This window comes from Chitinophaga sp. SVR4-12A, from assembly GCF_056754765.1.
Map to the genome: position 1 here is coordinate 2,461,474 of NZ_JBPGWP010000001.1, position 17,821 is coordinate 2,479,294.

The 17,821-nt window shown below is 49.9% G+C and carries 11 protein-coding genes; 5 read left to right on the plus strand and 6 right to left on the minus strand.

Annotation, left to right across the window (positions count from 1 at the left end; translation table 11 throughout):
* The first annotated feature begins 76 nt into the window (after positions 1–76).
* The gene (locus ACR9Y8_RS10065) at positions 77–2,764 is read left to right on the plus strand and encodes a hypothetical protein (protein WP_481213127.1); all 2,688 of its coding nucleotides are present in this window, start codon (positions 77–79) and stop codon (positions 2,762–2,764) included.
* Positions 2,765–2,963: 199 nt separating this feature from the next.
* Positions 2,964–3,356 carry an SdpI family protein gene (locus ACR9Y8_RS10070; RefSeq protein ID WP_481213128.1) on the plus strand — a complete coding sequence of 131 codons (393 nt, stop codon included), beginning with the start codon at positions 2,964–2,966 and terminating at the stop codon, positions 3,354–3,356.
* A 135-nt stretch (positions 3,357–3,491) separates the two neighbouring features.
* Here ACR9Y8_RS10070 and ACR9Y8_RS10075 read toward each other — a convergent pair whose 3' ends face one another.
* The 6 genes from ACR9Y8_RS10075 to ACR9Y8_RS10100 form a co-directional block, all read right to left on the minus strand.
* Positions 3,492–6,674: an efflux RND transporter permease subunit gene (locus ACR9Y8_RS10075; protein WP_481213129.1), complete on the minus strand. Its 3,183-nt coding sequence runs from the start codon at positions 6,672–6,674 to the stop codon at positions 3,492–3,494.
* Between the two features lie 126 nt (positions 6,675–6,800).
* Positions 6,801–7,919 carry an efflux RND transporter periplasmic adaptor subunit gene (locus tag ACR9Y8_RS10080; protein WP_481213130.1) on the minus strand — a complete coding sequence of 373 codons (1,119 nt, stop codon included), beginning with the start codon at positions 7,917–7,919 and terminating at the stop codon, positions 6,801–6,803.
* A gap of 67 nt (positions 7,920–7,986) precedes the next feature.
* Positions 7,987–9,321, minus strand: coding sequence for a TolC family protein (locus ACR9Y8_RS10085; protein ID WP_481213131.1), 1,335 nt, complete (start codon positions 9,319–9,321; stop codon positions 7,987–7,989).
* Positions 9,322–9,583: 262 nt separating this feature from the next.
* The gene (lipA, locus tag ACR9Y8_RS10090; RefSeq protein WP_481213132.1) at positions 9,584–10,480 is read right to left on the minus strand and encodes a lipoyl synthase; all 897 of its coding nucleotides are present in this window, start codon (positions 10,478–10,480) and stop codon (positions 9,584–9,586) included.
* A 48-nt stretch (positions 10,481–10,528) separates the two neighbouring features.
* Complete coding sequence (locus ACR9Y8_RS10095) at positions 10,529–11,368, minus strand: hypothetical protein (RefSeq protein ID WP_481213133.1); 840 nt, start codon at positions 11,366–11,368, stop codon at positions 10,529–10,531.
* A 167-nt stretch (positions 11,369–11,535) separates the two neighbouring features.
* Positions 11,536–12,414, minus strand: a complete 879-nt coding sequence (locus ACR9Y8_RS10100) for an AraC family transcriptional regulator (RefSeq protein ID WP_481213134.1) — start codon at positions 12,412–12,414, stop codon at positions 11,536–11,538.
* 131 nt (positions 12,415–12,545) lie between these two features.
* Between ACR9Y8_RS10100 and ACR9Y8_RS10105 the strand changes: the two genes are divergently transcribed.
* The 3 genes from ACR9Y8_RS10105 to ACR9Y8_RS10115 all read left to right on the plus strand — a co-directional run bounded on the left by ACR9Y8_RS10105 (position 12,546) and on the right by ACR9Y8_RS10115 (position 17,819).
* Positions 12,546–13,400 (plus strand): phytanoyl-CoA dioxygenase family protein, encoded by an 855-nt coding sequence (locus tag ACR9Y8_RS10105; protein WP_481213135.1) that lies wholly within the window; start codon positions 12,546–12,548, stop codon positions 13,398–13,400.
* A gap of 157 nt (positions 13,401–13,557) precedes the next feature.
* The gene (locus tag ACR9Y8_RS10110) at positions 13,558–16,308 is read left to right on the plus strand and encodes a DUF1553 domain-containing protein (RefSeq protein ID WP_481213136.1); all 2,751 of its coding nucleotides are present in this window, start codon (positions 13,558–13,560) and stop codon (positions 16,306–16,308) included.
* Between the two features lie 2 nt (positions 16,309–16,310).
* Complete coding sequence (locus ACR9Y8_RS10115) at positions 16,311–17,819, plus strand: DUF1501 domain-containing protein (RefSeq protein WP_481213137.1); 1,509 nt, start codon at positions 16,311–16,313, stop codon at positions 17,817–17,819.
* Positions 17,820–17,821: the final 2 nt, after the last annotated feature.

Genomic DNA, 17,821 nt, shown 5'->3' on the forward strand with positions numbered 1-17,821 from the left:
AGTCATTTAACAGGCGAGCGCAACAGGAAGAACGATAATTGCTTATCTTTCGCCCTTAAATAATTAATCTATCTCTATGTTGCGTAAATTCCTGAAAATCTTACTGATTGTCATTGTGGTGTTAGTGGCGGCCGCCATCGCCATTCCTTACTTCTTTAAGGATAAGATCATGGCCATCGTAAAAACAGAACTGAACAAACAGTTAAATGCTAAAGTTGATTTCAAGGATGTAGACATCAGTCTTTTCCGGCATTTCCCCCGCCTGGCAGTAGGATTGGAAGAATTGCAGGTTATTAACGTGGCCCCTTTTGAAGGAGATACTTTAGTAGCCGTTAAAAAGATAGACGCCGCCCTGAACCTGATGAGCGTGATCAAAGGCGGTAAGATGGAGATCTACAGCATTGCAGTAGACCAGCCCCGTATAAACGCCATCGTGGCTGCCAACGGAGACGCCAACTGGAACATCACCAAACCGGATACCGCACAAACTACCACTGATACCGCTGTTGCCAAGCCTTTCTCTATGAGCCTGGAGCGCTACGAAATATCAGACGCATATATTAACTACGACGATCGCCAGGGCAATATGCAGATGATCATCGATCATCTGAACCATGAAGGCAAAGGTGATTTCACGCAAGATCTCTTTACTTTGGAGACCAGCACCAATGCGGACGCCATTACCTTCCGCTATGGACTGATCCCCTACCTTTCACAGGTAGGCGCTAAAGTGGACGCAGATATACAGATAGATAACAAAACCAGCACCTATACCTTCAAGAACGGTAAAGTACTGATGAATAATCTGGAACTGGCCGTACAGGGCTTCTTTAAGCTGATCAACGACAGCACCTACGGAATGGACCTGAGCTTTAAAGCGCCTTCCACCAACTTTAAAGATCTCCTTTCCCTGGTACCGTCTGTATATTCCAAAGATTTCGGTAAGATCAAAACAGAAGGTACCGCTGCCTTCGACGGCTTTGTAAAAGGCTCCTACAGCGCAACACAGATGCCTGCCTTTGGCGTGCACCTGGCCGTTAAGAACGGCTTCTTCCAGTATCCTGATCTGCCCAAACCTGTTAAGAACATCCAGCTGACACTGAATGTACAGAACCCCGACGGCGTTCCTGACCATACCGTGGTAGACATGCCTGCCGCACACCTGGAAATGGATAACACGCCGCTGGATCTGCGCCTGCTGGTGAAAACACCGGTATCCGACATGTATGTAGACGGCGCCGCCAAAGGCAAACTGGACCTCTCCAAAGTAACCCAGTTCGTGAAACTGGAACAGGGCACGGAACTTACCGGCCTGCTTGACGCTGATATCAGCGCTAAAGGAAACATGAGCGCCATAGAAAAACAACAGTACGACCGCTTCTACGCAGCAGGCACCTTGCTGTTAAACAACCTGCTGTATCGCAGCAAAGACTATCCGGACGGTGTAAAGGTGAACAACCTTTCATTGAAGTTCAACCCGCGCAACGTAACAGTAGAACAGTTCAACGGTCAATACCTGGGCACTAATTTCCAGGCCAACGGTGAAGTAAATAACCTGCTGGCCTATATGTTCAAGAACCAGCCATTGGATGGTAAACTGGCCGTAAAAGCAGACCAGGTGAACCTGGATAAATGGATGGGCACAACCTCCAGCACCACCACTGGCGCTGCTACAGATACTGCGAATGCTGAACCATTTGCAGTTCCTGCGAATCTTGACCTGGGCTTAACCGCACAGGTAGATAAAGTGCATTACGATAAACTGGATCTTAGCAATCTCTCCGGCAACCTGCTGATCAAAGATCAGACGGTACTGATGCAGAACCTTAAAGGCAATGCCCTGCAAGGCAGCATGGAAGTGAATGGCAGCTACAGCACCAAAGAAAGCAAACACAACCCGGATATTGACCTGGCTTATAACGTACAGAACCTCGACGTACAGCAAACTTTCAATGCTTTCAACACTGTACAGAAACTGATGCCGATAGGACAGTTCCTTTCCGGTAAGATCTCCTCCCAGTTAAGCCTGCACGGTAAGCTGGGCAAGGATATGATGCCGGTGCTCAACACACTGACAGGAGACGGTAACCTGCTCTTGATAGAAGGTTTCCTGAAGAAATTCGCACCGGTAGACCAGCTGGCTAACCAATTGAATGTTGCACAACTGAAAGACATCTCCCTGAAAGATATCAAAAGCTATTTCTCCTTTGAGAACGGACGCGTAAAGATCAATCCTTTCAAGGTCAAAGTGGCGAATGTAAATATGGCGATCGCTGGTTCTCACGGTATTGATCAGTCGCTGAACTATACGCTGAATCTCGTGCTGCCGCGCAGTGTGATGGGCTCACAGGCTAATTCCCTGATCAATAACCTGGTGACAAAGGCCGCCGACAAAGGCATCCCGGTGAATGTAAGCGATAGTGTACACCTGCAGGTATTATTAGGTGGCAACATTATGAAACCTACCTACAAAACTGACCTGCAGGAAACCGCTTCACGCGCAGGCGCCGAGCTGAAAGACCAGGCTGCTGCATTGGTGAAGAACAAGGTGGATTCTGCAAAGAATACTATCAAAGATTCACTGAACCAGGTGAAACAGAATGTGGCCAATTCACTGAAAGATCAGCTGGCCAAAAAGCTGAGCGGACAAAAGGATACCACTGCTACTGCGGGTCAGGAAAAACCCGCGCAGAATGCAGGTAAACAGGCAGAACAGACTTTGAAGAATACATTGAATGGGATCTTTAAGAAGAAAAGTCAATAAATAATCGTCATTGCCAGGTCCGAGGTAATACCTTCTCGTCATTGAACTAAAAAGATTGCTTCATCGCCCTGCGCTCATTGCCCTGGCGGCTCCCTGGCAACGACGGGACTTGCAACGATGTAATTCATAAAACCGTTCCGGCATTACTACCCGGAACGGTTTTTTTTCGTAACTTTTATATGGCTTTAAATCCACGTTCATGATCACCTTCATCTATAGTACGTACTGTAATGCCAGTTTGCTGGCTGGACTGGTGTTCCTGATCATGGGTTACTTTATACGACGCTTCCCCCCAAAAAACATGAAAACCTGGTATGGCTACCGCAGCTTTTACTCCACACAAAATATGGATACCTGGCATGCTGCGAATGCACATGCTGCGTATATCTCCCGCAAAATAGGAATCCTGCTGCTGGTTTTCGGGATCGTCTGCGCGGTATTCTTTTCTTCACAGACAGAACTGTTCTTTTACGTAACCATCAGCCCGGTAGTGATCGGGGCATTGTATATGGTGGGATATACGGAGTGGAGGTTAGGACAGGAATTTGACGAGGAAGGAAAGAAGCGGGAAGGCATGGAAGATGCTCCCTGAGCCCGCCCGCTGCTGTGATGCGATTTAGTAAGTATGTGGTATATATTCGTTCTCTATAACCCATTAAGTGTTTGTTTAAAAAAAAGGGCGCCGCAAACGCGACGCCCTACTTAAAAACCACTGTACTTAAATCTATCAAACGGGTCCGTGCAAATTACTCTCGCCGGAAATATCATAGCTCTCTCTTAATTTAGCCAGCTTCTCTTTACCGTACGCAAAGCGGGTGATGATCACAAACAACACCGGTACAATAAAGATGGCCAGGAAGGTAGCAGTGAACATACCGCCTAACACAGTCCATCCCATGGTTTTACGGGCTTCTGCGCCAGCGCCTGATGCCAGCACCAGCGGCATAATACCCAGCAGGAAGGCAAGGGAGGTCATAATGATAGGCCGCAAACGCAGCTTGGCAGCTTCCACAGCGGCGGTCACCAGCTCCATACCACGGTCTACACGCTCTTTCGCATATTCCACGATCAGGATGGCGTTCTTGGCCGCCAGACCTATCAGCGTGATCATACCGATCTGCGCATATACGTTATTGGTAAGGTTGGGCAGGAAGGTAAGCGTGAGGATGGCCCCGAACATACCAATGGGCACCGCCAGCAGTACAGAGAAAGGCACTGACCAGCTTTCATACAATGCTGCCAGGAACAGGAACACGAATACGATGGACAACGTAAAGATGTAGATCGTTTTAGAACCGGACAACAATTCCTCGCGGCTCAGGCCGGAGAATTCATAACCGTATCCTTCGGGCAATACCTGTGCAGCCGTTTCCTGCAAGGCCCTGATAGCATCACCACTACTATAGCCGGGAGCCGGCGTACCGTTGATCTCCGCAGAGCGGAACAGGTTGTAGTGAGATATTACCGGCGCGCTTTCTATCACTTTATAAGACGTTAAAGTGCTTAAGGGCACCATACCGCCTGCCTGGTTACGTACATAGTACTGGCCCAGGTCTTTGATGCTGCCGCGGTAAGTGGAGTCTGCCTGCGTTACCACGCGGAAGTTACGCCCATATACGGTGAAGTCGTTGATGTAGGCGCTACCCATGTATGTTTGTAATGCGGTGGCGATATCAGAGATCTGTACGCCCAGCTTCTTGGCTTTCTCACGATCTATCTCCAGCTGGTAACCTGGTGTGCGGGCGGTGAAGAAGGAGAAGCCACGGGCAATCTCCGGACGCTGGTTAATAGCAGCTGTAAACCGCTGCAGCACGCCTTCAAAAGCTTTGATATCTGTACCGCTGCGTTGCTGCAATACAAAAGAGAAACCGGCGGTCTGACCCAAACCAGGAATAGCCGGCGGCGGGATCACCACCACATTGGCTTCCTTGAAGCGCGACAACTTTTGCTGCAGCTGCGCTACCAGGCCAAAGATCTGGTCGGATTTATTTTTACGCTCATCCCAGGGCCGCAGCTGACAGAAGATAGTAGCACTGTTTGATTTGGTAGCGAAGTTCACTACGTTCAATCCACCGAGTGCAGCGTAGTGGCCAATAGCCGGTACGCTGTCCAGGATCTTCATCATCTGCGTCATCACACTCACCGTACGCTCTGTAGAAGAAGATTCCGGCAGGTCGAAAGTGATATATACACGGCCTTCATCTTCTGTAGGAATGAAGCCGGAGGGTTTGCTTCTGAACAACATTACCGCCCCTATACAGATACACAGCAGGATGATCATTACATAACGCGACCAGCGGATGCTCTTCTTCACCCCCATGGAATAACGGGATGTAGTATGGCCGAACCAGCGGTTAAAGCGGTAGAAGAACTGGTTAAGACCTTTGGAGTCTTTGTCCAGGTGCATAGGCCGCAGGATCAGCGTACACAAGGCAGGCGTCAGTGAAAGGGCCACAAAGGCGGAGATCAGCACAGAGATCGCAATGGTGATCGCGAACTGCTGGTACAAACGCCCTACGATACCCGGTATAAAGCCTACCGGTACAAACACCGCCGCCAATATCAAAGCGATGGCGATTACCGGGCCGGAGATCTCTTTCATCGCCTGGGCCGTGGCCTCCTTGGGCGACATCTTATTATGATCTATATTATGCTGGACCGCTTCCACCACCACAATGGCGTCATCCACCACAATACCAATGGCCAGTACGAAACCAAACAGGGTAAGCGTATTGATGGTAAAGCCTAATGGTATGAAGAAGATGAAGGTAGCGATGATAGACACCGGGATAGCGAGCACCGGGATCAATGTAGCCCTCCAGCTTTGCAGGAAGAGGAACACCACTACCACCACCAGCGCCAGGGCTTCCAGCAGTGTTTCCACCACTTCGTGGATGGATACCTGGATCACGGAAACAGATTCGAAAGGCACTACATATTCCACATCTGCGGGGAACTGCTTCTTCAGCTGTTCCATGGCAGCGTACACATTCTCTGCCGTTTGAAGCGCGTTACTTCCCGGCGCCTGGTAGATCAGGAGGTAGGAAGCGCGCCGGCCGTCTACATAAGAGTTGCTGGCATAGTTGAACTTGCCCAGCTCTACCCTGGCCACATCTTTCAGGTATACGATGTTACCGTTATCCGGGCGCGTTTTTACAATGATATTGCCGAATTCCTCTTTGGTAACCAAACGGCCTTTTACCTGGATGGTATATTCAAATGTTTGCCCGGTTTGTGCGGGAGGAGCACCCACCGTACCACCGGTGATCTGTGCGTTCTGTTCGGCGATGGCGGCCCTTACGTCATTGGCGGTAACGCCCATTTCAGCCAGCTTGTCGGGCTTCAGCCACACACGCATACTGAAGTCATCTGCACGGGTAAATACGTCACCCACACCTTTGGCGCGTAAGAGGGCGTCCCTGATGAAAACGTTGGTATAGTTATCGAGGAATTTGATATCGTGTGTGCCTTTGGGTGAGTACATGGCCACCAGCATCAGGATGCTGGGGTTACGTTTTCTAACGGTAAGACCCAAACGTTGTACTTCCTGCGGCAGTGTAGGCTGTGCGATACCTACACGGTTCTGTACGTCGAGTGCGGCGATGTTGATGTCTGTACCCACTTCAAAGTTAACGGTCATACTCATGGCGCCGTTACTGGTACTGTTACTCTGCAGGTAAGTCATGCCTGGCGTACCGTTCACCTGCACTTCCACCGGCGTAGCCACGGTCTGTTCTACCGTTTGGGCATCAGCGCCAATGTAGGTACTGGTTACCTGTACGGTAGGCGGTGTAATTTCCGGGTACTGTCCCACCGGCAGGGTGGTCATCGCCAATATGCCTACCAGCACCAATACAATAGAAATTACTATAGCGGTTACTGGTCTGCGTATAAAAGTATCTGCAATCATGATCGTTTCTTCTATTGATTCACGTTTATATTCTTAGTCGTAAGTCGTTAGTCATTAGTCGTTAGGGATTAAAGCGGAGATGATATTTGCTGCAGTCACTAACGACTGACGACTGTCAACTGACGACTATTTATTTTGCGGAGGCGCGCCTATCTGGATCTTACCGCTGTCGCGTAAGCGTTGAATACCTTCTATGATCACTTTTTCTCCTGGCTCAATACCGTTCATGATCACGATCTGGTCTCTGAGCTTGGGCCCCAGCTGCACTTTACGCTGCAATGCGATGGAGTCTTTGGCTACGAACACAAAGAATTCACCCATCTGCTCAGTAACTGCTTTATAGGGGATGATCAGCCTGTCGCCGGATTGATCATTCAGTACGTTGAGCACGCAGCTCATACCGTCTTTCAGCTCGTCGTCAGGATTCTGGAATTCCACTCTTATTTTGATGGTACCGGTCTGATTATCTACGCCGCGGTCGATCGCAACGATCTTACCGCTGTGCTTATAGCTGGAGCCGTTGGGCAGCTGTAAACGGAAGGTGCTGTCTCCGGCAGCGATGGTTCTTCCCTGCATGTTGGCAAAGCGACTGATCTCTGTTTCATTCACCACGAAGTCTACAGCGATGGGATTTTCGCTGGAGATGGTATTCAGCAGTGTAGTGCCCGGGCTTACCTGCGCACCCAGTTTTACCTGGGAGATGCCGATACGGCCGGTGAAAGGCGCTTTGATGAGAGAATAGTCAAGATCTGTACGGGCGGCCAGCAAAGCAGCTTCAGAGGCGGCCAGCTGGCTGCGGTTGGTTTCAAGGGCAGCCGTGGCATTGTCAAGCGTCTGGCGGGCAATAGCGTCCTGCTCGGAGAGGCGCTGGTACCTGTCCATATCTTTCTGTGCTTTGTTAAAGTTGGCGCGCGCGCTTAAGATGCTGGCTTCGGCCTGGCGGTAAGCGGCTTCGTACTTGCGGCGGTCTATTTCATACAGGGTTTTGCCTTTCTGCACTACTTCACCTTCTTTAAAGAAGATGCCGGTGATAAAGCCGGATACCTGTGCACGCAGTTCAACGCTGTTAAGCGCTACCACTGTAGCAGGGTATTTATCGTAGTAAATAGCCGGGGCATGGCTGGCTTCCGCGATGTTCACGGGTGTAGGCGGCAATACCACTGCAGCTTTTTTGCCGGGACCACCGCAGGCGGTCCAGGAAATAATGCCGAAAGCGCAAATAAGAACTAAGAGATTTTTTTCCATCTGAAAAACGTTTATCAAATCCTGTTGTTTTTTTAGCTGTTAGCTGTTGGCTTTTAGCTGCTAAATGCTAATTGCCTGCAGCTGTTTGTAATGTTCCCAATGATCTTTGCAGATCTATCTTGCTCGAAAGCACCTGGTATAGTGCGTTGAAATAATTGAGCTGTGCAGAGCGCAGGTCTGTTTCTGAGGTGATCACTTCCAGGTAGGTTTTAACGCCTTCCTTATATTGAAGGGAGATCAGGTCATATACTTCCCTTGCTTCCTGCATATTTTGCTTCTGTGCCAGGTAATTGGTGAAATTGCTTTTATAGTTGGCCATGGCCTGTGTATATTCTGTATTGATCTGGCTCTTCAGCGTTTCAAAATCCCAGTCGTTACGTTTCAGCTGCAGTTCTGCCGCCCGGATGTTCTGAGTACGCTTGCCGCCCTGGAAGATGGGAACAGACAGGCGCAGGCCAAAGTAAGAGTTGGGCAGGTTGTCCTTATATAACTTGGAGAATTCGTTATTCAGGTAAGCCAGGTTATAGTTGGCAAAGGCGGATACCTCGGGCAGGAAGCTCCATTTATTATAGCGCAGTTCGGCTTCCAGCAGGTTCTTCTGCGTTTGTAACAGCTGGTATTCTATCCTGTTCTCGTAGGTAACGGTGATGGACGTATCCAGTGATACTTCGCTTTCCATCTGCAGGGTATCATCCACCAGCTTCAGCTCTCCTTTTTCGGGATAGCCCATCAGCTGGCGCAGGTAAGCGTACTTGCCCTCCAGTGATTCTTCAGCGGCTTTGCGCTGTGCCCTGGTATTATTCAGGTTAATATTGGCGCGCTTATAGTCTATTTTATCCACGATACCACCCTGGTACTGGTTATAGGCGTCTTTCTGGCTGCGTTCCAGGCGGATGATATCTTCATCCAGCACGGCCATCTGCCTCTTGGTAAGCAGTACGTCGTAATAGGCTTTGCTCACGTTAGTGACCACATCTATCTGGTTGTTGGTAGTGGTTTGTTTGGCCTGGCGGCGTACATCCCTGGCAGTACGGGTGGCCAGCAGCACATCGCGGTTAAACAGGTTCTGGGTAAGACCAAACTGGGCGCCGGAGGTATTCTCCACCCCAGCTTTAATGGGGTTACCGCCAAAATAAGTGGTAGGGATCTGGATGTTGTGCTGATAGCTGGCGTCCAGGTTGATTTGCGGATACCAGTCTGCCAGCCTGCTTTTGATATTCGCTTCCGTAATAGCTTCGTCTATAACGGATTGCCTCACTACGGGCTGGTGGGCCAAAGCATACTTAATACAGTCACGCAGGTTAGCATCTGGCAGTAAGGAATCTGGCAATTGCTGTGCGTATGCACAGGTATGAATGGTCATACCTATCACAGCAGCCATTAAAAATGCTTTTTTCTTCATAGAAAACTTTTGACAATCAAATTCTTCTTTAGACCGATCAGGATATAACAACGGGGGATTACACACAGCACTCTACCATATAATAATAACCGCACGTGTAATAATGTTGAGCATTACACGACATTTTTATGGATAGCACGTATCCATTAGCCCCGTTATTAAGGTTGCTAAACCGTCTGGCGATGGTACCAAACTGCGTTACAGGTAGGTTCTAGGTTTTTTTAAATGCTACGCAAAGATAGCTATGGTTTCCGAATTTCTATTATTTATTACGTCCGCTATGTATATGTTTTTCTGCATGGTAAGATGAGCGTACAAGCGGTCCGGATTCTACATAATCTAATCCCATGCTATAGCCGATCTCCCTGAATTCGGCGAATTCGTCGGGATGCACGAATCTGACTACGGGTAAATGTTTGGGAGTAGGCTGCAGATATTGACCCAGGGTTACCACGTCTACACCGTTATCATGGAGGTCCTGCATGGCCTGGATCACTTCTTCCCTGGTTTCGCCGAGGCCCAGCATGATCCCGCTTTTGGTGCGCATACCACCTTCTTTCAGGCGGCGAAGCACTTCCAGGCTGCGGTGATATTTAGCCTGTATACGTACCTGTTTGGTGAGTCTTTCTACTGTTTCCAGGTTATGGGAGACTACTTCGGGCGCTACTTCGATGATACGTTCCAGGTTTTCCCACTGTCCTCTGAAGTCGGGGATCAGGGTTTCCAGGGTGGTATCCGGGTTAAGGGCGCGCACTGCCTTGATGGTGTTGGCCCATATGATAGAGCCTCCGTCTTTCAGCTCGTCGCGGTCTACGGAGGTAATTACGGCATGTTTTACCTTCATCAGGTAGATGGCTTCTGCTACGCGCTGGGGCTCGTCCCAATCAACGGGCTCAGGGCGGCCGGTGGCCACGGCGCAAAAACCGCAGCTACGGGTACAGATATTGCCTAAGATCATGAAAGTAGCGGTGCCGGCTCCCCAGCATTCGCCCATGTTAGGGCAGTTACCGCTTTCACAGATGGTATGTAATTTATGGGTATCTACGAGGTTCCTAACCTGTTTATAGCTTTCTCCTATCGGTAATTTCACACGCAGCCAATCGGGCTTTTTGGTCCTGGGCGCTGCTGCGGGCGTGCCGCATACGGTTTGTTCTTGCATCGCTATCTCCTTTCTTTAGGACAACAAAGGTACTAACTTCTCATTAACTTATCGCTTGTTCCATCGCTTCCCGAACTGCAGGCTCAGGTAAGCATTGAAAAAGAACTTCTTAGGCTCCAGGGCCACCATAATGGGCACGTCTTTGGTGTAGTATTCGGCATTTACCCCTACTTCCAGGGCGCTGACCACCTCGTTGAACTTGGCCCAGTCAAAACGCAGACCGGTTTTTGCATGGAGGCCGGGCGCAATGGTAATTTCGCCCCAGCCTTTACCGAAACCGGCGCCGGAGATGATCTTAGACGGGTTGGTGAACGCTGCCGTATCCAGGAAGCCGCTCTGACCATATTTAATATCAATGGAATATCCTTCTCCTGTGGGATCCTCTACCCGCAGGTAGTAGGGTTTGAGCAGGCCGATGGAGATACCGCCATAATAGATGGCAGACACTTCCACGCCATTCTTATTGCCTTTGCCACCTATCAGGTAGCGTTGGCCCATTCCCAGCTTGGCCTGGTAAAAGTTATTACGTTTTCCGAAGATGTAAGGCTTTTCTGAGTAGGCAAAATCGCCGATGGGAACAAACCTGCCGGGTTTTTTATCTTCCTTGGGATGCTTCTTCTCGTTAAATTCAAACTGGAAATAGTTGACCACCTTACGGTTCTTACGGTATCCCAGCTCAAAAAAACCGCCCCAACCGTCTGTATTGATGCGTCCGCCCATTGACCATTCCCGCTCGTAGTTGTTCTCCCCTTCTTCCAGTTCCCTAAAAAGGGAAATGCGTTTCAGTCTCCTTTCTTCCCGCTCCTTTCTTTTGGCTTCCTTGTCAGACTGTGCCTGCAAGGTGCCGGCTACTAATAATAAAAAAACGACTAAGTGTAATTTTTTCACAGTAATGGGCTATTTGTATCAAATGTAATGAAAATCCCAAACTCTCTCCCCTATACGTACGCCTCCCTATATAAACGCGGGTTTTAATTTATTGTTACAAACTTATATGAATTTTAGTTGTCAGTTGACAGTTGCTAGTTGACAGTCACTGCCCTCACTGTCAACTGTCAACTAGCAACTGTCAACTGACTTAACTGCTTGCGGTACGCCAGCGGGGTTTGGCGGTAGAGCTCCTTAAAGTGCTTATTGAAATTGGAGAGATTATTGAAGCCGCATTCAAAACAAATCTGCGCCACACTCAAGCGGTTTTCGATGAGCAGTTTGCAGGCATGGTTCAGGCGTACCTCGTTCACAAACGCGGTGAACGTTTTACGGGTGCGCTGGGAGAAATACCGGGAGAAGGAATTGTCTGCCATATTGAGTTGCCTGGCTACATCATTTACCCGTATCTCGGAGGCGAAATGCTTTAATACGTAGTCCATTACTTTGGCCATGCGGCCGTCCTCCTTTTCGTTCTGCCCGCTCACCGGCATCCGCGAAATGAAATTGTATTCACCTGTTTCTGCGAGGATATGGAGTATTTCCACCAGTTTAAGCCAGCGGGCCAGGCCGTTCATGTTAGCCAGCGCTTTCATCCGCTCACTGATGGCGCGGTTGGTTTTACCCGTGATGTCCAATCCCCTGGCGGCATGGGAGAAGAGGTTACGCAGCGGCTCAGACTCGGGTAAGGACAGGAAATCAGCCCCCAGGGATCTTTCCAGGAAGTGCACCACAATAGACCTTGCCCTCAGCCTGGATTGCTGGTCATAATACTTTTCATCATTATGATAAGTATGTGGGAGATTAGGGCCTATCAGCGCCAGGTTGCCCGGGGCAAAATCGCTGATCTGATCACCGATATAGCGTTTACCTGTACTATCCGTCACCAGCACCAGCTCAAACTCCGGGTGGTAATGCCAGGGAGTCGGAAAATAGCGGTAGTCAAAGCTTTTCACCACAAATGATTCTTCCTTCTGCTTGGGAAGATGTTCCAGTATCGCTTCCATTTTCCTACTTTTCTAACCTAATTTACGAAAACCTGCGGACAGATTTGTTAGAAAAGCACCATTTCTGTACAGAATTGAGGTAGCCCGGCAATACATTTATGCCGACTTTTAGCATAGAAAAACTGCATATTATGGCTTTCCGGTTAACACCCGAGCAGGTAGCCGCTTACCACGAAGACGGCTACGTAGTAGTGAAGGGTTTCTGCTCTGCTGACGAGATCAATAAATTATATGCCACCGCGCTGGCAGACAACGCCATGAAACAACACGCGCTGGACCTGAACGACCAAACCGGTAAAAAGACCCGGCTCTCCCTCTGGTTCACGCCCGGCAACGATGTATTTGGTTACCTCACCCGTAGCGAGAAGATGGTGAACGCCGTGGCAGCCCTGCTGGACAGCCAGGCGCCCGTTTGCCACTTCCATTCCAAACTGATGCAGAAAGAGCCCCGCGTGGGCGGCGCATGGGAATGGCACCAGGACTATGGCTACTGGTATAAGAACCAGTTCATGTTCCCCGACCAGCTCATTTCCGTGATGATAGCGCTGACGCCTGCCAATAAGGAGAACGGCTGCCTGCAGGTGATCAAAGGCAGTCATAAATTAGGCCGTGTGAACCATGGTTTCGCCGGTGAACAGGTAGGCGCCGATATGGTAATGGTGAACAATGCCCTTCAGACCATGGAGCTGGTGTACAGCGAGCTGGCCCCGGGCGATGCGCTTTTCTTCCACAGCAACCTCTTACACCGCTCAGAGGCTAACCTGTCTGAAAATCCGCGCTGGTCGCTGATCTCCTGCTACTGTTCCCAGTCTAACCTGGCCTATAATGAAACGTCTACGTCCTGGAAGACGCCCGTGCAGGTGGTGCCAGACGAGGCGATCCTGGACTGGGAGGCTGCTTCCTTGTCAGATGCCGATTTCCTGAAAAAAGAAAATGACCCCGCATTGAAGGATACCGGATGGGAAAAAGATACTGTTACGAAATAATTGCGGGAATAATATTATTTTAACAAAACATGAGGGGAGTAAGGATACAGCAAGGATAGAGCAAGGATACTGCAAGGATACCGTAAGGAGAAAGCAGTTAAAATAGTATAAAGGCACCCTGTTTACCTATAGTAGCATCTAGTAAATTGTTTACGTTATGATAAAACACCGTGAGGTGGTTAAACATTTGAAAAATAAAAAGGCCTTGCTGACAATAGCCGTTGCGGTTGTTGCAGTGGCCCTTTTTATTTACTGCACCCATGAAAAGCCCGTAGATTTCAATACGGAAGTAAAGCCAATTATCAACAAAAAATGTATCACTTGTCATGGCGGCGTAAAGCGGCAGGGTGATTTTAGTTTACTGTTTCGTTCAGAAGCGGTAGGCAAAACAAAATCGGGCAGGTACGGCATCATCCCGGGTGATCCTGAGGGCAGTGAGATGATCCGGCGCTTAACCTTAAAAGACCCCGAAGAACGTATGCCTTACAAGCATGAGCCCTTGAGTAATGCAGAAATTGCTACCCTCCGCAGGTGGGTAAAGCAAGGCGCCAAATGGGGCGACCACTGGGCTTATGTGGCCGTAAAACCCGTTACCGTACCAAAGAACGACTGGGGCCATAACAACATCGATCACTTTATTTACAAACAACTGGAGGAGCATGAACTACAACCTTCTCCTGAAGCAGATAAAGCTACCCTCTTAAGAAGGTTAAGCCTGGACCTTACGGGTATGCCTGCGCCCTCAAACATTGCAGCCGCCTATCTCTCCGGTCCCGGCGATGCAAAGGCCTACGAACAGCTGGTGGATACTTTACTATCTTCTCCTCACTACGGCGAACGCTGGGCCGCTATGTGGATGGACCTTGCGCGCTATGCCGATACCAAAGGATATGAACGCGATCTGACCCGGCCCGTATGGCGCTACCGCGACTGGCTGATCAACGCCTATAATGCAGACAAGCCCTATGACCAGTTCCTGGTAGAACAACTGGCCGGCGACCTGCTGCCCAATGCCAGCGATCAACAGCTCATCGCTACCGCCTTTCACCGCAATACCATGACCAACGATGAAGGTGGTACCGAAAATGAAGAATACCGGACTGCCGCTGTCATAGACCGTGTGAACAGCACCTGGGAGGCCTTGCTGGGCACCACGTTTGCCTGCGTGCAATGCCATAGCCATCCTTATGATCCCTTCAAACACGAGGAGTACTATAAATTCATGGCCTTCTTTAACGACAGCCGGGATGAAGATACGTTTGACGATTACCCTGTACTGCGGCACCTCTCTTCAGAAGACAGCGCACAGTTAAACCAGGTAACAGCCTGGTTGAAAAACAACGGCTTTGCAACGGAAGCGAAAGCAGCATATACCTTCGTCAAAACATGGCAGCCATCTGTAAACTCCATACAGGCAGACCAGTTTGTGAACAGCGAACTGGCAGATACCAAATGGCTCACCTTCCGCAACCACGCACAGGCACGCCTGCCGCACATAGACCTGGAGCAGGTGAACCGCCTGATCTACCGTTATAGTGGTTACATCGCCGGAGGCGCCTGGAGCATCCGTCTTGACAAACCAGACGGAGCTTTGCTGGCTACCATCCCCGTTATTGCCACCAAAGACAGGACCATCAGCAGTGTGGATCTTCCAATAAACAAAGGTGTCCACGACCTGTATCTTTCTTTTCAGAATCCTGCTATCAAAGATGCGGATGCCAGCGCTATACAGTTTGACTGGTTCTGTTTTACAAAAGCCTTACCAGGCAGCGGACTGGCCGGCTATGATAACATGTACCAAACTTACTGGAAGCTGCTTACCAAGACTGTACCGGTTACGCCTATTATGATGGATAACCCGGCAGACATGCATCGCAGCACACATGTATTTGAAAGAGGAAACTGGCTGGTAAAAGGCGAGGAAGTGCAGCCGGATGTGCCACATTCACTCAACCCTTTACCTAAAGGAGCGCCGCGTAACCGCCTGGGACTTGCCATGTGGCTGGTGGACCCGAAGAATCCCTTAACGGCAAGGACCATGGTGAACCGTTTGTGGGAACAGGTTTTCGGCGCCGGGCTGGTAGAAACGCTGGAAGACCTTGGCACACAGGGCGCAGAAGCTACTCACCGCGAATTGCTGGATGATCTGTCTTACCGCTTCATGCATGACTATCACTGGAGCATGAAAAAACTGCTGAAAGAAATGGTGATGTCGGCCACTTACCGCCAGGCATCCATTGTCAGCAAAGAACAACTGGAAAAAGACCTTGCCAATAAATATTATGCAAGAGGCCCAAGGGTACGCCTGTCTGCAGAACAGGTACGCGATCAGGCCCTTTGCATCAGCGGCTTAATGAGCGCTAAAATGTACGGTCCCAGTGTAATGCCCTGGCAGCCGGAAGGCATCTGGATGTCGCCCTGGAACGGCGGCGACTGGGTGACCAGCAAAGGTGAAGATCAATACCGGCGCGCCTTGTACACCTACTGGAAACGCACGGCGCCCTATCCTTCTATGATCACTTTTGACGGAGCAGGAAGGGAAGTATGCACGCCGAGGAGGATCCGTACCAACACACCCTTACAGGCGCTGGTTACGCTCAATGACTCTGTATACCTGGATGCGGCCAGGCACTTTGCTTTCCGCATGCAACAGGAAGCAGCGGGCCATGATGTAAAACAGCAGATCAGCAGAGGTTATGAGCTGGCCATGCTGAAAAGCATCACGCCCGCTAAGCTGCAGGCATTAGTAACATTATATGATACCGCTTACGGACAGTTCAAACAGGACACTACCAAAACAAGTGAGATGACCGGAAGCGACAACAAGCATAATAACCCGGAAACAGCGGCGCTGGTGGTGGTAGCCAATGCCATGCTGAACCTGGATGAACTGATCACTAAAAACTAAACATGACTCAAAAGGAACTGCACGATCAACGTTTGCTGAAGGAAGCGGAAATGGCGGTTACGCGCATGTACACACGCCGTCATTTCCTGATGGAAAGTGCGATGGGTTTAGGTGCATTGGCATTGGGCTCATTGCTGCCAGGCTGTGGCGCAGGTAAAGGCAACACTAATAAGATCGTATTTGATCCGGCTCACCCGCTGGCGCCACGCATGCCCATGTTCCCGGGAAGGGCTAAGAGCGTGATCTACCTGCACATGGCAGGCGCGCCTTCGCAGCTGGAGCTCTTTGATTATAAACCAGCCTTACAACAGCTGGACGGGCAGGATTGCCCGCCTTCACTGCTGGAAGGCAAACGATTTGCCTTTATACGCGGCGTGCCGAAAATGCTGGGGCCACAAGCCAAATTTGCACAGTACGGAGAAAGCAGGGCCTGGGTAAGTGAGCACCTGCCGCACCTTTCAGGCGTTGTAGATGATATCAGCTTTTTAAAAGCAGTAAGCACAGACCAGTTCAACCACGCGCCGGCGCAGCTGTTGGTACACACAGGCAGTCCGCGCTTAGGAAGGCCCAGCATGGGATCCTGGATCACTTACGGCTTGGGTACAGAGAACCAGAACCTTCCTGGCTTTGTAGTGCTTACCTCTGGTGGTAAATTTCCGGACGCAGGCAAAAGCGTTTGGGGCAGCGGTTTCCTGCCTTCGGTATACCAGGGCGTTCAGTGCCGCAGCGAAGGAGACCCGGTACTGTTCATCAAAGACCCGGAGGGTATGGACCGCAACCTGCGCAAGGCTTCCATAGATGCTATTAATAAAGTGAATGAAGAAGAGTATAAGGAATACAATGATCCTGAAATACTCTCACGTATATCCCAGTACGAAATGGCGTACAAAATGCAGATAGCAGTGCCCGAAGTGATGAACATCAATGATGAACCGGAGTACATCAAAGAAATGTACGGCGTACAACCGGGCCGCTCCTGCTTTGCCAACAATGTACTCCTGGCCAGGAAACTGGTGGAGAAAGGCGTACGCTTTGTACAGCTGTTTGACTGGGGCTGGGACAGTCACGGTACAGACGCCAACCTGGCTATCGATATCGGTATGATCAACAAATGCAGACAGGTAGATAAAGCCGTAACAGCGCTGATCCTGGATCTTAAACAACGGGGACTGCTGGATGAAACCCTGGTAGTATGGGGTGGAGAATTTGGCAGAACGCCCATGATGGAGAACCGGGAGGGCAAACAGAATCCTTTCAAGGGCAGAGATCATCATGTGGATGCATTCACTATCTGGATGGCAGGCGGCGGCATTAAAAAAGGCCACACCCATGGGGAAACAGACGAGATTGGCTACAGCGCGGTAAGCGGTAAAGTAACGGCTTTTGATGTACAGGCCACCATCCTGAATCAATTGGGATTTGACCACGAAAAATTTACCTATGATTACCAGGGCAGGCCTTTCCGGCTGACAGACGTAGGAGGGAAAGTGATACAGGAGATCATCGCTTAAGC

Coding starts and splice junctions, on each gene's coding strand:
- ACR9Y8_RS10115 (WP_481213137.1), top strand. CDS start 16,311: ATGACTCAAAAGGAACTGCACGATCAACGTTTGCTGAAGGAAGCGGAA.
- ACR9Y8_RS10110 (WP_481213136.1), top strand. CDS start 13,558: ATGATAAAACACCGTGAGGTGGTTAAACATTTGAAAAATAAAAAGGCC.
- ACR9Y8_RS10100 (WP_481213134.1), bottom strand. CDS start 12,414: ATGGAAGCGATACTGGAACATCTTCCCAAGCAGAAGGAAGAATCATTT.
- ACR9Y8_RS10080 (WP_481213130.1), bottom strand. CDS start 7,919: ATGGAAAAAAATCTCTTAGTTCTTATTTGCGCTTTCGGCATTATTTCC.
- ACR9Y8_RS10065 (WP_481213127.1), top strand. CDS start 77: ATGTTGCGTAAATTCCTGAAAATCTTACTGATTGTCATTGTGGTGTTA.
- ACR9Y8_RS10105 (WP_481213135.1), top strand. CDS start 12,546: ATGGCTTTCCGGTTAACACCCGAGCAGGTAGCCGCTTACCACGAAGAC.
- lipA (WP_481213132.1), bottom strand. CDS start 10,480: ATGCAAGAACAAACCGTATGCGGCACGCCCGCAGCAGCGCCCAGGACC.
- ACR9Y8_RS10070 (WP_481213128.1), top strand. CDS start 2,964: ATGATCACCTTCATCTATAGTACGTACTGTAATGCCAGTTTGCTGGCT.
- ACR9Y8_RS10085 (WP_481213131.1), bottom strand. CDS start 9,321: ATGAAGAAAAAAGCATTTTTAATGGCTGCTGTGATAGGTATGACCATT.
- ACR9Y8_RS10075 (WP_481213129.1), bottom strand. CDS start 6,674: ATGATTGCAGATACTTTTATACGCAGACCAGTAACCGCTATAGTAATT.